Source organism: Pseudomonas sp. WPR_5_2 (genome assembly GCF_003634475.1).
Taxonomy (GTDB): Bacteria; Pseudomonadota; Gammaproteobacteria; order Pseudomonadales; family Pseudomonadaceae; genus Aquipseudomonas; species Aquipseudomonas izuensis.
Window position 1 is genome coordinate 21,610 of sequence record NZ_RBLA01000013.1, and the last position, 15,381, is coordinate 36,990.

Annotated in this window: 11 protein-coding genes; 3 read left to right on the top strand and 8 right to left on the bottom strand. The window is 59.4% G+C overall.

What is annotated here, in order from left to right; all coding sequences use genetic code 11:
* Positions 1-37 precede the first annotated feature (37 nt).
* Positions 38-1,486: a type II restriction endonuclease gene (locus tag BJ917_RS31075; protein WP_121106043.1), complete on the top strand. Its 1,449-nt coding sequence runs from the start codon at positions 38-40 to the stop codon at positions 1,484-1,486.
* Here the strand turns inward: BJ917_RS31075 and BJ917_RS31080 are convergent.
* The 8 genes from BJ917_RS31080 to BJ917_RS31115 all read right to left on the bottom strand — a co-directional run bounded on the left by BJ917_RS31080 (position 1,473) and on the right by BJ917_RS31115 (position 13,726).
* Positions 1,473-1,904, bottom strand: coding sequence for a very short patch repair endonuclease (locus BJ917_RS31080; RefSeq protein WP_121106044.1), 432 nt, complete (start codon positions 1,902-1,904; stop codon positions 1,473-1,475). The two genes, BJ917_RS31075 and BJ917_RS31080, sit on opposite strands and share 14 nt — an antisense overlap.
* Complete coding sequence (gene dcm / locus BJ917_RS31085) at positions 1,901-3,193, bottom strand: DNA (cytosine-5-)-methyltransferase (protein ID WP_121106045.1); 1,293 nt, start codon at positions 3,191-3,193, stop codon at positions 1,901-1,903. The genes BJ917_RS31080 and dcm overlap by 4 nt, the downstream gene beginning before the upstream one ends.
* Before the next feature lie 365 nt (positions 3,194-3,558).
* A complete protein-coding gene (locus BJ917_RS31090) occupies positions 3,559-4,368 on the bottom strand; it encodes a YfaP family protein (RefSeq protein ID WP_121106046.1) in 810 nt (269 codons plus the stop codon).
* A gap of 3 nt (positions 4,369-4,371) precedes the next feature.
* Entirely contained in the window at positions 4,372-5,991 is a 1,620-nt protein-coding gene (locus BJ917_RS31095) for a DUF2300 domain-containing protein (RefSeq protein ID WP_121106047.1), read from the bottom strand.
* A 1-nt stretch (position 5,992) separates the two neighbouring features.
* On the bottom strand, positions 5,993-10,552 hold the full coding sequence (locus BJ917_RS31100) for an alpha-2-macroglobulin (protein WP_121106048.1): 4,560 nt from the start codon (positions 10,550-10,552) through the stop codon (positions 5,993-5,995).
* A complete protein-coding gene (locus tag BJ917_RS31105) occupies positions 10,549-11,217 on the bottom strand; it encodes a DUF1175 domain-containing protein (protein WP_121106049.1) in 669 nt (222 codons plus the stop codon). Before BJ917_RS31105 ends, BJ917_RS31100 begins: the two co-directional genes overlap by 4 nt.
* Positions 11,187-12,899 carry a DUF2138 domain-containing protein gene (locus BJ917_RS31110; protein WP_121106050.1) on the bottom strand — a complete coding sequence of 571 codons (1,713 nt, stop codon included), beginning with the start codon at positions 12,897-12,899 and terminating at the stop codon, positions 11,187-11,189. The genes BJ917_RS31105 and BJ917_RS31110 overlap by 31 nt, the downstream gene beginning before the upstream one ends.
* 35 nt (positions 12,900-12,934) lie before the next feature.
* On the bottom strand, positions 12,935-13,726 hold the full coding sequence (locus tag BJ917_RS31115; RefSeq protein ID WP_096514836.1) for a YfaP family protein: 792 nt from the start codon (positions 13,724-13,726) through the stop codon (positions 12,935-12,937).
* Positions 13,727-14,205: 479 nt separating this feature from the next.
* Between BJ917_RS31115 and BJ917_RS31125 the strand changes: the two genes are divergently transcribed.
* Both BJ917_RS31125 and ispA read left to right on the top strand, forming a co-directional pair.
* Positions 14,206-14,448 (top strand): exodeoxyribonuclease VII small subunit, encoded by a 243-nt coding sequence (locus BJ917_RS31125; protein ID WP_056743654.1) that lies wholly within the window; start codon positions 14,206-14,208, stop codon positions 14,446-14,448.
* Positions 14,445-15,332, top strand: a complete 888-nt coding sequence (gene ispA / locus BJ917_RS31130; protein ID WP_096514832.1) for a (2E,6E)-farnesyl diphosphate synthase — start codon at positions 14,445-14,447, stop codon at positions 15,330-15,332. Before BJ917_RS31125 ends, ispA begins: the two co-directional genes overlap by 4 nt.
* Positions 15,333-15,381: the final 49 nt, after the last annotated feature.

A 15,381-nucleotide genomic window follows, 5' to 3' on the forward strand; every position in this document is an offset into this window, starting at 1 on the left:
CTTGAGTAGAATAAGCTCACTCAAGGAGATGTGAAGCATGTCTGTTTTTGTTACGGAGTCGTCTATTAGCCTGATCGAGCAAATTCTCCAGAATTGCCCGAAGATCGCGATCAAGAAGCTTTCGAATAATGATCGAAAATGGGCCGATGGGCCAAAGAACAATGATCAAAAATGGGCCGATAAGCCAAAGACCAACCACCAAAATGGCCCGTATATCCCCATTGACCTACGAGAGGATTCATTTTTTCCGGACCTCTCTAATGCAACCACAAGTGCGGAGCACATTTACGATTGCCGCATCCAGACATACTGGGTTCGTACGGGAGAAGTCAAGAGGTCACGACTGGTAAACTATTCAAATAAGGGCAAAAAATCAGGACAGGAAAATCATTCAAAAAAAAGCACTGAGTGCCATCTGACAGGTGTACCAAAGAAAGAGTTTGCTGGTATCGCTCCTGCTTCATGGTTCCTCGCAGGCCGACATGAAGACGCGTCTGGAGTGACCTACCACTGCCTGGTAATTGATTCCGCAGATGAAGAAGGCTCAACGTATATCGAGACCACATTTGAGCTGGATTCAGCATTCGAGTGCAGACTCATCGATGTGGAGCATGCCATCCGTCCAGACGTGGCCTCTCGCGATTTTATCAAGGAGTTGCTCCAAGCCTTGGCGGCGGGACGCATTGAAAGCCTTTGGGCAGCTTGCGCATTTCCGAAATCTGCTGAGCTGGCCGCACTGGCACAGACTGAGTTCTTAAGAAAGTCCGAAACGGGAAATTCGGGTAAACCGAGAAATTTGAACCCGTTTAAGCTGGAGTGCCCCGGTGATGCCCTAATGGAGATCAGCAGGGATATCGAGTACCGCTTGTTCCGCCAACATTCGGCTCGCCACTACTCGGCAAAACTGCTTCACATGCTGTCGGGAGGCAAGACTCCTCCAGACTTGGCGACTGTGGTCACGGAGCTAGTCACCAAGTTCGATGATATCTACAAAGAAGTAATGGTCAGCGCCGGTCAACGTGCAAAAAGCAGGGCAGGCTATTCTTTCGAGCTGCACGTCAAGCGAATGCTGACCGATGGCGGCATCCCCTTTCAGGAACAGCGCTTCATCGGCAACCAGCGGCCCGATTTCATCCTGCCATCTCTGAAGACCTACAAAGATCCAAATCGAGACCGTGATGATGCGCTCATCCTGAGCCTCAAGACATTGCTGCGCGAGCGCTGGAAGCAGGTGCTAAGCGAGAACAAGGCTTCCGACTTGTACCTTGGCACCGTTGACGAAAGTATTACCGGAGCAACCATTGAAGAAATGCGAGAAAATCGCATCTACTTGGTTGTACCCGAGAAGCTCAAAGACTCCGCATATACAGAGTACAGCGGTCATGAAAATGTGATCACCTTCCGAGACTTCTTTAGAACAGAGCTTAGAAGGCGGCGCACCATCTGGCTCAACAAGGGGATCAAGGTGCAGTTCAAGGACTCGTAATCTTGGTGTCGCCGACAATGGAGGCTGCTAGGGACTTAAGCGATTTTTCAGCGTCTTCCCGCAAAGCACATTCGTAGACGATGAAGACACGCCACCCCAAAGCTCCAAGCTGAATACAGCTCGCTTCATCTCTGCGCTTGTTAGCGGCGAGCTTCTCCCTCCAAAACTCGGTATTGGTTTGGGGAAGTTTGAAGTATCGGCACTCGTGCCAGTGCCAGAAGCAGCCATGCACAAGAATGGCTGCTTTCCACTTCGGTAACACAAGGTCAGGTTTTCCGGGCAGACTCTTGTCGTGCAACCGGAACCTGAAGCCTTGCGCATGCAAATAACGCCGAACCTGCATCTCGGGTTTGGTGTCTTTTGACCGAATTCCGGACATCATCTGGCTCCGTTTCTCGGAGCTGACAACATCTGTCATGCAGTAGCTTCTTGCTCAAACAAGTCAGCAATAGCTAGCTTCGGGTCGTGCGTCCGGGCGCTGTGGAGAATTGCCTCGACGTGCGGACGCATCAACTGCGCGATTGCCCTTACTTTGGGCACCACCACCGCATTACCAAATTGTTTGTATGACTGCGTATCCGAAACCGGAATATCGAATAGAGGCTCCCCTGGCATGTCGAAGCCCATCAGCCGGGCGCACTCGCGGGGAGTCAATCGACGCGGACGCTTACCGTTTTGATGCACTAGAATCTCGGAACCGTCTTTGTAGTATCTCGCAGAAAGGGTTCGGGTCACGTCATCCCTGCCATTGATACCGAATCCAAAACCGTTGCCAGCGGCTTTGTGTTTGTCGGCGTAAGCCTGTAGGTAATCCCAGAGCTTAGGGGTAAGGGTATATTTCTCGGCGACCGCAGCTAGGTCGCCTGTAGTGAAGGGAGATTCAGCTTCTTCATCCCCGTTCTCCGGATGAAGGATATCTCCTAGAACCGGGGAGCTTTCTGGCAAAACAAGTTGGTCGAAGTTAAACGGTACGTCGTCGCGGAAACCCACAATGAAGATACGCTCACGATGCTGGGGGACCCAGTGCTGAGCATCCACAATACGAAAATGGACATTGTAACCAAGCTCGTCCTTGAGGGTTTCCATGATGGTTTGGAACGTCCGCCCCTTGTCGTGCCCCTTCAGGTTCTTAACATTTTCTAGCAGGAATGCAGCAGGGCGGTGATGCTCGATAATTCGGGCCACATCAAAAAACAAGGTTCCTTGAGTCTTGTCCTGGAAGCCATGGGCACGTCCCAACGAGATTTTTTTGGACACACCAGCAATCGAAAAAGGTTGGCAGGGGAACCCAGCGACAAGCACATCATGCTCAGGAATTTCGGAGGCTTCAATTTTCGTGATATCACCAGCCACATCATGGTCACAGTCGAAGTTGGCCTGATAGGTCATTCGGGAATACTTGTTCCACTCACTGGTGAAGACACAGCGGCCACCTGCACCCTCGAATGCCTTGCGCATACCACCGATACCGGCAAACAGATCAACAAAGCGAAAGGCTGCGTCTTTCCTGTCGCCATGGGTACGATTCGCACGGGCAATACGCTCATTCATCACCTTGATAGCCAGCTTTTCTGCTGGAACCTGACCTTTCTCCCAGCGATAGACGCTGCTTTTCGACTTTCCAGTCAGCTCCATCACATCCTCGATGCTCATACCGGCTTTTTCGCGCAATAGAGCAAAGGGCTGGAAAATTTCGTGGGTGGTCATCTTCGATCCTCTGGGAACACTTTTCTCATTTTGCGCATTCTGAATATTGGAAACCGATATGGCAAGCAGTCATGCAGGTCTTACGTTTTTTGTTGCTTGAGCAGAAACTCGGGATGAAACTCTTCGCAGGAGTCTGCCCCATATGCCTCCTATCTTGAGGAATGCAGACCACAGTACAATTCGAAGTCAGCACGGCTCCCGACTACGGAATTCCATACGCGAGGTAAGCATGGGGGGATAAATGGGGGGCCAGTCACATTGAAAAATAAAATATTGTTAAAAATCAACAACATATACAACACATAAAGCCGGCCACAAGCCGGCTTTTTAATGCCCGAAAATAAGTCGTTATCCGAGAGTTTCAGTCACGGATAACTAAACCCCTTAACCAACGTCAACTCCCCCACCGCCCGCATCGGCACCAGGAATGTTTCCATCTTCTCACTCGGCGTCCCCTCCTCGGTAATCACCGTCACCTGCGCCGTGGTCAACGGTTGCACCGCCTCCTCCTGCCCTTCTTCATCACTGCGATAGCCCCCGCCGAAGTAGTTCACATACACCAGATACTGCCCTTTGATCGGTGCCGGCATGGCGAAGATTTCCGGGCCGTAGCCGGTGGTGACGTCGACATCGAGTGCAGCGCCGTTGGGGGCGACGCGGTCGCCGTACCAGATGTGCGCACCGTCGGGGGTGATGAGGTGCAGGTCCAGGTCCGTGCCGTCGCTGTCCCAGGCCAGCAGCACTCGCAACTTGGCGGGGGTGGCTCCACTACTGGCGTTCAGGAATTGCGTGCGTTGGCGTTGTTGGCCGTCAGGGCTGCGGATTTCGACGCTGTTGCTGCCGTTGGGGAATGAGAACGGTCGATCGAAGCGGCCGGCGGGGTCGATTTTCAGTGGCATGCTGACGCCGTTGACGATCAGCCGGCCGGGGTCGTTGGTCTTGGGGGGGGCTTTGATCTGGCCGCTGATGCGCGCGGTGTTGGCCTGTCCTGCCGGGGTGTTGACCGAAGAGGCCGGGTAGTTGACGGTCTGGCGGAAGTTTTCGCCCTCGCCTTCGGGCGCGCCGGTGCGCCAGCCACCGACCGGGGTGTCGAGTTTGACGCCTTGCGCCATTGCCGGCGGTAGCGCCAGCAATGAACAGAGCAACAGCAAGACCTGTGGATAACGGAGTGTCATGGTCTATTCCAGCAAAAGGTGGCGGGCGAGCCCTTCGATGTAGGTTTCATCCTGGCCATTGGGGTGTGCTTCGAAGGCCAGGTGCAGGTATTCGTGGGTCAGGTCGAGGCGGTCTTGCAGCGAGAGCACGCCACGCACGTAGATACGCTGGCGTTCACGGTCGACATAGGGCCGACCGAAGGTCAGGCGGCAGACGGCGAACGTGCTGACTTCGTTGTAGCCGGTTTCGCTTTCCAGCGTCGGGCGCCAACTGCGCCGCTGTTTCTGCAGCCAGTCCTGTGCGGCAGGCAGTGCTTCGCAGGAAGCGATGGGATTGTCCCAACGGCTGAGGCTGGCGCGTCGATAGGCGTGCAGCAGAATGGTGTCGTAGCGTTGGCCGGCGCTGGCCTGCTCGATGGCTTGCTGCCAGGACAGCTTGTCCGGCCCGGGTTGATCGGAATGGTAGGTAACACTGCTGCCGGCCAGCACCAGATCGCTGGTCCAGGCGGCGATAGTGCGTGCTTCAACGGACGCGGGACGGGGGGCGACCCGCTGGCGCTGGCTGCTGTCGTCAATGCTCAGGCAATCGCCGTGGCGCGTGGCGTTTTGCAACAGGTAGGTGCGGATGGCCACGGCCAGGGCTTTGGCGGCCTCGACGGGCTCGGGGGTCGCTTCTCGCTGAAGCACGCGGGCGACATATTCTTCACGATCCAGGCGGGCGACGAGTTTGCCCTGGAGTAAAAAAAGCTCGCCGTCACTGTGGATATCCAGCTGATTGCCGTTGGCGAACTCGACACGATAGTCGCCCCGCAACGGCCCCGACGGCACTTCGCTGCTTCCCGACAATACCCGTTCAAGTGGATAGCGGGAGAACAGGCTGACTTCAACACAACGTCCCGCGTCTGCGGGCCACTCAACAGGCACGACTGCCGATAACGCCGCAGCATAATCGCGCAAAACCCGCTGACTGGTCCCGCGTCCACCCGCCCAGATCGGCGAGCCGTCCGCCGTCCAGCCCGCGAACCCGCCCTGACGCGACGCAACATCCTGATCCCCCAGCCAGCTCCAGGTCTTCACTCGCAACCGGCTGCCGAGCTCGCCCACGACGTTGCCGTCAGCGGCGTTGAGGATCACGTCGAGCAGCACCCGTCGCGCCTGTTCCTGCGCCGGCATCACCGCCAGCATGCGCAACAACTCCGCGACCGAAACACGGGTAGCAGGCTGCAACGACCGCACATTCAATAACCACGGCGGCGCCTGCCGCGCTTGCCAGTACGTCCGCCAATCTGCATCGGTAATGCCCAGGCGCGCCGGGTCAAAATACAAGCCGCAGGATTTCACCAACGCCTGATCCCGCTCGATCTTGCCTCCCGCAGTGCAGCAATACACTTCCTCTTTCGACTGCCCGCGACATTCATAAGCCGGCTCACGGGCGCCGGTGTCCACCAGCCAGCCATACACAAACAGCTTCCACACACTGCCCAGCGGTGCCTGCAAGGTGTCGGGCAGCGGTTCGCGGGCCAGCAGCTGTGTACGGCTCAACGACAACAGCTCACCCTTGAATGCCAGACGTAACGGTTCGTCCTGCGCCAGGGTCAGCACAGGGATCAAACACAGCAACAGGCAGACCAGAGGCCGGAACATGTCAGTGGACCGTGACCTGACCGAGCGCCGGTTTCTGTTCCTGAGCCTGATGCTGTGGCGCATACACCTGGGTGAAACGCACTGGCGGCAAATTGAACTGGCCCTTCTGCGAGAAACGCACCAGATGCCGAAGCCGCAATTCACCGCTCAGCGCATCCACCGGCACCGCGTAGGCCAGTTGCCCCGGCTCGAAACGGGCCTTTTCCAGCGCCGTCGGCTCGGTGCCCGCCTTGCCCATGAGCTTGATACCCCAGGTGGTGCGCTCGACATCGGCGCCCGGTGGCAGCGGCACTTCGAGCAGGCCATAGCGCAACGGTCTGGCAGCCTTGCCGGTGAGGATCACTTCATCCAGATACAGGCTGTCGCTGGACAACGGCGTGGCGCCGACCGGCTCCAGCTTGAAGGTGAAGGCTTCGTCACCCGGCACCAGTCGCGACAGGCGTCGGGTGATGCTGAGGGCCATCGGCTCCACCGGCGGCTGCCGGGTCTGGAAACTCAACGCGGCTCGCAGCGGCCGCTCTTGTGTCCCGGTCAACGACAACACCGCAGGCACGGGCGAAGCCCCTTCCCATGTCCAGTACATCTCACCGGTATCACCGTGTTTTTTCTTCCAGCCTTCACCGGGCGCCAGCGCGAGGATGGGCGAGGCCTGTTCGATGCTGCGTTGCAACCAGGTCAGCGCCAATGCGCGTTCCAGCGTCGATTGTTGCGGGAGCAAGCGCTGCAACAGCGATGTCGCGCGAGCCTGATCGAAGGGTTGCAATGACAGGTTCAAGGCCTCTGCAAATGGCTGGGAACTGACGGCCAATCGCTGCTGCGCGTCGGGCATTTGCCGAGTGAATGCGTCCGGCGCGGTGACTTTCGATTGCTTGGCCAAAGAGGCGGTCAACACCCGAGCCGCCGCCAAACCAAGCGCTGAATCCGGATCGCTCATGACGAGGCTGTCTTCGCCATCCTCCATCAGATTCGCGGCGTTGCCCTCACCCGCTTTCGCCAGCTCCTCGATCAAACCACTGAGCAAGGTATTCACCGGCAGTTGCATCTGCCTGGCGAACGACAGGATCAGCGCACGCTGCAACAGCGGCGTGTTTTTCGACTGCTTGGCGTAAACCTCCAGCACCCGCAGCCAATGCTTCGGTGGCAGGCTCAGCTCCAGCACTTTGCTCGCGTGCCAGTCGGCGTAATACGCGTAGGCGGTGAGGAACGCATCCGGCTCGCCGTCCATGCCCCACCAGGTGAAACTCGCCGAAGGCCCGGCCATTTGCACCAGGCGCAAGCGGCTGTTCTGCATGATCAGGCGCAAGCGATCGCGAATCTGCGGGTTCGACGACAACGTCGGATAGGCGATGCTCAGCGGCAGTAATTGACTGGCGGTCTGCTCGACACCGCCATACGGATAGCTCAGCAGATCATCGAGCGCCGAGCGGAACAGCGCTTGCGGACTGTCATCCAGACGCAGTCGGATGTCGGTGGCGTCTGCCGGCAAGCTCAGCGGCGTATCACCACTGGCCACGTCCAGGCTTTGGCTTTGCGTGACCTGCCAACCTTCACCGGAGGCGGTCAAACGCACTGCCAAGGCATCGGCGGTCTTGCCGTCCTGCACCAGCTCGGCAGTCCATTCGCCATTGGTCAGCGCGAACGCCGGCAACGGGATGTAATTGATGCCGCTGTTCAGCGTGACGGGAACACGCTGATCAGTGCCCGCGTAATGAATCACCAGTTCAGCCTTGACCGGGTTTTGCGCCTGACTGAACGCGAACACGCCGAGATCCGGTTTATCGCCTGTGCGGAATTTGTTCGGTCCGCTCCATTTCAGGTACAGCGGTTTTTCCGAGCGCACGAACTGCTTCCTCTGCCCCACTGCGCCGTCATCGGCGATGGCCCGGGCGGTGATGCGCCAGCGGGTCAGGGAGTCCGGCATCTTGAAGGTGAATTGGGTCTTGCCATTGGCGTCGGTCACCAGCTCCGGTTGCCACGCGGCGGTGTCCACATCTTCACGACGCGGCCGCTCCAGCACTTTCACCCCACGTTCGCTGCGATTGGCCTTGCCCGGTGCCCCAGGGCTGCCCGGCAACGCGACGTCATAGCTGATGAACGACAGACTGGCACTGGTGCGCACGTTGTTGCGTCGTGGGTGGTAGAAGAACTGGTCGATGGTCGGCGCCACTTCCGGTTGCAGCGCGTAGACCATTTCGTCGACCACGCTGACCGTCAGATGCGCGGGGACCGGCTTGCCGGCGAACTGCGTGGTCAAGTCCACGGACACTGTGTCACCGGGTTGATAGGTGTCCTTGTCGGTAGCGATGGCAACGTCGATCTGCGGGGTAATCACCTTGATCCCGGCGTTCTGAAAGCTGTACTGGCCGCCCTTGGTGTACAGCACCGAGAACGTCAGGTTCGGCGCAAAGTTCTCCTTCACCGGAATGCGGGCGCGGTATTGGGTGTCGCTGAGTTTTTCCATCTTCAGCCAGTCGCCACCCTTGGAGAGCAGTGCGGTGGCCTCGACCTTGTCGCGCTCCAGCGACAGCAGTGCATCGCTGATCGGCTCGGGGAACGTGATCAGCGCCAGCGCTTCATCGCCCGCCTTGTATTCGGGCTTGTCGAGGACGATTTCCACGGTGCCTGGCACTGCTTTGACGCCATCGCCGGTGACGGAATGCCCGGTAGCGCCCAGGGTTCGACCGTGGTCATCCCTGAGCGTCAGGTTATAGGTGCCCGGACGCTCGAAGGCCAGGGTGAAGCCTTTATCGGTCGCCGTCAGTTTGCCTTCACCGGTGCTCTGATCTTCCAGGCGAACCCAACCGTAACTGCTCGGCGCGACCGTTTCGGCTTGCTCGCTTTCATTGGCGTAGCTGAATGCAACCTTGTCGCCCACCGCACTGAAGCGCTGCGGTGCGCTCAAACGAAAGTTCGCCGCAGCGCGATCGATGAGGATTTCCTTGGTGGTCTTGACCCGGTACGCGGCGCCATCACTGGCGAACACGGTGAGCATGTAACGGCTCGGTTTCTCGGCGGCCGGCAGGTCGAGGGTGGCGTTGCCCTTGGCGTCGGTAGTCAGTTCGGTGCTGGTCAGCTCCACCGGGAATTGCCCGAGGTATTGCAGCTCGTTGTCGACCATCGACAGTTGCTGGGCGCGCAGGCTCAGACTGAGTTTGGCGTTGGCCACCGGCTTGCCGTCCGGGTACAGCAGCACCAGATTGCCTTTCACCGCCTCGCCGGTGCGGTAGTCCTGCTTGGCCAGGTTCAGCGAAATCTCGAAGTGCGGCTTGATGTATTCCGCCACGCGAAAGGCGCTGCTGTAGGCCTGATCCCTGTAGCTGAAACGCAGCTCATAACCACCGGCCACGGCATTGTCGGGCAACTGGAAACGGCCCTGAGTACCAGCCTTGGAGTCGAGCTTCAAATCGAGAGTTTGCAGCGCCGTACCGGTCGCATCCAGCACGGTCACGTTGACGTCGGCGGCGGCCGGCTGCACCGAATCCCGTGCATTCTTGAATTCGCGTCCGACGATTTTCAGCGACACCCAATCCCCCGGCCGATACAGCGGCCGGTCCGTGAAGGCGTAGAGTTTGGTGTCGTAGATTTCGCTGTCGTAGTAGAAGTTTTCCGAGACGAAAACGCCTCCCTCCTCGTCCTCGCCGATCACGAACGAACGTTCGGGGCTGACGTGTTTCAACCGCAGCAACCCCTCGGCATCGGTGGCGCCGCTGCTCATCACGCCCAGGCCATCGGTCCACAGGACATTGACCTTGGACACCGAACTGCCCTCGTGCTTGCGTGCAGCCCACACCAGCAATTCGTCACCGGTAATCTTGCTCACGGCCACTGTGTTGGAAACGAAAACCATGGTGGTCGCGCGGTACTTGCCGATCAGTGCTTCGACCAGATACAGGCCCGGTTTCAGATTGCCCAACGGGATATACACGTTACCCGGCGCAACGCTGACGAATTCGCTGGAAGACCCGGCGAGGTTGACACCTTCGGGTGGCTGGATGGGTTTGGCTTGCCACAGTGGATAACGAAACTGGCTGACCACCGGCAGGCCGGGAATCAGCGCGAATTGCGGCTGCGCCTCGTAGGGCGTTGGCGCGGCCATGGCGGCGCCCATCTTCAGTTCCGGCACTTGCTCGGTGACTTGTTTGCGCGACTCGTAGGAAAACGCCCGCTGCATCACCCGACGGGATTTGCGGTACCAGTTGTCCCACAGGTACGCGAGCGTGTTGGACAGACCTTCGCCCTTGAACTGTCCGTCGCTGACCACGCGGTGCAGGTTCTTCTGGCGCTTGAGAAAGTCCAGTGGCTTATCGATGCGGTACACGCGAATGTCGGCACCGCCGTAAGGCTCCATGCGGAATCGGCGGTAGTCACGCCCGGGCGCTTCGAGGCGCACCATGGCCTGTTCGTCACTGCCGAAACTGCTGTCGGCTAACAGGAAAAAACTTTCACCGGCCACGGGCGAATATCCGCTCGGCTCGACGGTGTCTTCGGCGCTGACCGTCGAAAAAGGCAACACCAGGAGCAACAGCAGAGGCAGGAAACGCAGCATGCGGGCACCGATCATTGGGCGAGAAAATTCAGTCGATAGACGCCGATGAAGTTGGGGTTGGCTGCATCGGGTATCCATCGGGTGTCCTTCCATGTCATGAGTTGTTGCAGGCTTGCCGAACGCATGCCGTTATCGGTGGGGGTCGTGGTGCCGGTGTGATAGGCGATGTAGCGGCCCATCCAGATCATCAGGTGCTGGTCGTCGCCCTGATCGAAAAACATCAGGTCACCTGGCCGGGCCTGGGCCACGTCACGGCCGACCAGATGGCTGTTGAACTGGATCAACTTGATCGCGTTGACGTACGGTCCGACCTTGCCGCCGCCCTGCTGCCATTGCTGGGCGAGACCGCGCTGGGCATCGCTCAGTTGCAATTCCGGAGGAAGGTAACGATTGGACAGGCCATTGCTGCGCAGCCATTTCTCGTCGTGGACTTTCAGCGCTTCGTTGGCGGCGAAGCGCACCAGCCCGGCGCAATCTTGCTGATACCAGCGCGGACTCGGGCCCTGGCTCAGTTGCTCCTGGGCGATGCGCACGAACCAGGCGCGGAACACTTGGGACTGCTGCACATCCAGCGCCGGTGTTTCGACGGCCAATGCCGGTGCCGTCAGCAGCAACAGCGCCAGCAGGCGCAGGCTTCGGATCAGTCCAGTCACAGCGCTTTCCACATTAGCGGCAGCCATTGCCAATGGCCGTCGGGTTCGCTGCCCTCGGGCAATGTCAGGGCGTACTTGCCGTAACCGCCGAGGGTACGCAGTTTCGGGATCAGCCAGGTTTGCGCGGCGTTGTAGAACACCGGTTCCATGTCCTGAGGCAGGCTGTCGAGGGTCTCCTGTTGCATCAGTTGCGCCATGGCGTCCGGGCCGAAATAGATCGGCATCAGCACATCTTTGGGCACCACATCGGCCATCGGTGGGAAACGCTTATCGAGGGTGCCCAGCGCCTTGTCCACCAGCTTGTCATCGAGGGAAAACAGCAACATCGAACCATGACGGGCCAGGCTCACGCGCATGAAGGCCTTGCCGGTGATCGCGTCCGGGTGCTCGGCGTCCTTGGCCGCATAGGGGCCGAAGTTGGAACTGACCTGGCGCTGCCACTGATGAACCTGGCCTTCCTGCTTCTCCACCACCGGGAATGCATGCTCTTCAACCTTGCCTTCGTAGGCGCCGACCATCGAGCCAAACAGTTTGCCCAGATCGTCATCCCGTTTGGCGCTGTCTTTGTCATTCAGGCTGGCCACTAGCAACGGCGTGTACAGCCGCGAATCGGCGTACCAGCACAGGCCGGCCGCACCGGCAATGTGTTCGGTCAAGGCCTGGGCCACGTTCTCTTCGGCGCCGAGTTTTACCAACAACGGTTTCTGTTGTTCGGCGGCCAGGGGCAAGGCCACACAAGCGCTGGCACCCATGGGCATGGCTTGCCAGACCGGTTTGAAATCGAAGTCCGGCTGATTGTCCAGTTCGTCCATGGCGAGGAAGCTGTGCCAACCTTTGTCGTCCATGTCGAAACGCAGGCCGGCGAAGTTCGGGATAAAACGCTGATACCCCATGGCCAACACGCTGGCATTGACCGACAGCCGCTGCTTCACCTCCGGTGCACGGGGCGGCAGGCCGAAGGCTTCAGGGAACAGTTTGTCGCCGCCCAGCAGTGCGGCGATGGCTTGGGTCGAGACACTGCCCGGCTCCTGCGTCACCCCGCTTTGCGGGTCATAAAGCTTGGTCGGATTCGACATCACCACCAATTTGTCGCCATGGGAAGCGAACAACAGCGCCTTGCTGGCGTTGTAGGTGAGTTGATAAAGCGCCACGTCATCGGCGCCGACTTTAACGTCAGCGATCTTGCTCAGTTGCGAATCGTCCAACGCCACTTTCGCCAGCGGTTCCAGCACCTTGGCCAGGCCGCCGCGATCCATCACCAGCAGGAAATCCTTCAGTCGCCCATCGGCCCCGCGCCACAGCGCCACATCGGCCGGCTGATCGAACAACTGCTCGATCAAGGTGTCCTGCAACTTCAGGTCATGCTCATAAATGATCCGCCGCAGACTGCCGATCAGCCCGAGGCGATCGGCGTGGGTTTCGTAATAGAAGACGAAATCTTCGGTCAGGGTCTCCTTGAGGAACGGCACCGCCAGCAAGTCCTTGGGCAACTGGCTCAGGGACCGGGTTTCCAGCAAGCCATCGGGACGGCTCATGCCGAGCTTTTCCGCCGCCAGTTGCGGTGCCGGGGTCTTGCTTTTATGCATCAGCCAGCCCATTCCGCCAGCCACACCCACGACCAGACACAGCCCGACGATTATGGCCGGCCAACGGCGGGATGGTTTGACACCGGGCGTTTCGGCGGCCGGGGCTGCAGCATTTTCACTCATGTTCAAAAACCCATTTCATCCGTGTGGCGGGATGCTCAATAGTTGAAAGTCTTGACCAGCAGCAGGTCACCGATCGCGCGCAGGGGCACGATGAAGGTTTCGCGTTTTTCGTCGACGGTGTTTTCGTTGAGCACCAGGTTGATCTGAGAAGTGATCACTTCGTTCTGGTTGCTGGCCTCATCGAAGTTATAGCCGCCGCTGCCGAAGTTGCCCCAATAGTTCACGTAAACCAGATAAGTGCCATGCAGCGGTGCGGTCATAGTGAACATTTCCGGACCGGGGCCGTCGACGCCGTCCGGGTCGAGGCCGCCGCCGTTGGTCAGCGCCGAGTGAGCCCAGAACGCGTGCTGGCCATCAGGGGTAATAATGTGCAAGTCGAGTTCGGCTTTGGGATCGTCCCAACCCAACACCACGCGAATTCGCGCGGGTGTGCGCAAATTGTTGGCCTCAAAGAATTGAACGCGCTTGAGCGACTGGCCTTCGGCGCTGCGCACTTCGACGCTGTTGGAACCGGCGCCGAAGGCATAGGGTCGGGCGAAACGCCCTTGATCGTCGGTGTACAGGTTCAGTGGATTGCCATTGACCGCCAGGGTGTGGGGGCCGCGTTGCGTACCGATGGCCTTGAGCTGACCCTCGATCATCGTGCGATTGCGCTGCACGCCGCGGTCGATGGGCGGCGTGGGATAGGCGACTTGCGGGTTTTCCGTGCGGTCCAGCAACCCGTTGAAGCGCCAGCCGCCCACCGGTTCCGATAACTCGGCGCTCGGCGCGGCCAAAATCACGGGCGCGGTAGCCAACCCGATCAGCAGCAAAAGAAATAAACGCATGTGATGCCTCCTGCCATGCATGACGAAACCTTGCGCCTGATCCTCGGCGCGTTACAGATCCGGATACTGCGTTTCGTCCGAAAGACCCGTGAATATTGGGCCGTCGATGGCGCGAAGGTTAGACGTTCAGCTGGAACCTCACAATCAGATCAATCCTGCAATGCGGCGCGAATCACGGTTGGGGGTGGACGGTGAGCCGATTAGCGACTGTATTCGGCTCACAAAATGAGCCGAATAACTCGTGCGACGAGTTCGACTATTTCCTGTAGGAGCGAGCTTGCTCGCGAAAAACCTGAGGGCGCCGCAGCGCATCAGGTTTTGCGCGTTATCGTTGACCACCATCGCGAGCAGGCTCGCTCCTACAAGGGACAGGTCCGGTTCCGCCCTGTAATACGTGGCGCAAACACCCCGCTCATTTGCCCATAAACCCCCTATCTGCTAGTGTCGCGCCGGTTTAACGTCAACCGGAAATCGCCGCCATGGCCCGCAAAAAAGCTGCACTGGATTTCGAACAGTCCCTCGCTGACCTGCAAACGCTGGTGGAGCGTCTGGAGAACGGTGAATTGTCGCTGGAAGACTCGCTGACCGCTTTCGAGCAAGGCATCGGGCTGACCCGCGATTGCCAGGCGGCGCTGGCCCAGGCCGAGCAAAAGGTTCAGGTGCTGCTCGAGCGTGATGGCGAGTTGGCCGAGGAACCCTTCGAAGCGGATCAACCAGAATGATTGCAGCGTATTCGGCGACCAGCCAGGTCCGCGTCAACGCCGCCCTGGAAACCCTGTTCACCGCGCCGAGCCCAGAGCTGGCGCGCCTGTACGAAGCCATGCGCTACAGCGTGATGAACGGTGGCAAGCGCGTGCGTCCATTGCTGGCCTATGCCGCATGCGAAGCGCTGGGCGGCAAGGCCGAGCAAGCCAACGGCGCAGCCTGCGCGGTGGAGTTGATCCACGCTTATTCGCTGGTGCATGACGATTTGCCGGCGATGGACGACGACGATCTGCGTCGCGGCCAACCCACCACCCACAAGAAATTCGATGAAGCCTGCGCGATCCTCGCCGGCGACGGTTTGCAGAGCCTGGCCTTCAGCGCCCTGCTCGACCCGCGCCTGAGCAACGCTGACGCGGACATTCGCCTGCAAATGGTCAGCGCGCTGGCGCAGGCCGCAGGCCCGGCGGGCATGGTCGGTGGTCAAGCCATCGATCTGGGCTCGGTCGGCCTGAAGCTCGATCAGAAAGCCCTCGAATACATGCACCGGCACAAAACCGGCGCACTGATCGAAGTCAGCGTCACACTCGGTGCCCTGGCCAGTGGCCGTGCCGAGAAGGACGAACTCAAATCCCTGCAGACTTATGCACAGGCCATCGGCCTGGCGTTCCAGGTCCAGGACGACATCCTCGACGTCGAAAGCGATACCGAAACCCTCGGCAAACGCCAGGGCGCCGACATTGCCCGCGACAAGCCGACCTACCCGTCCCTGCTCGGGCTCGACGCCGCCAAGGCCTACGCCCTGGAACTGCGCGATCAGGCGCTGCACGCACTGCGACCGTTTGACGCGGCGGCCGAGCCATTGCGCGATCTGGCCCGGTATATCGTCGAGCGCCGTCACTGACGGCGTATCCGCCAAAAAAGACCAACGCGTGGGCAGGGACCGATGCATC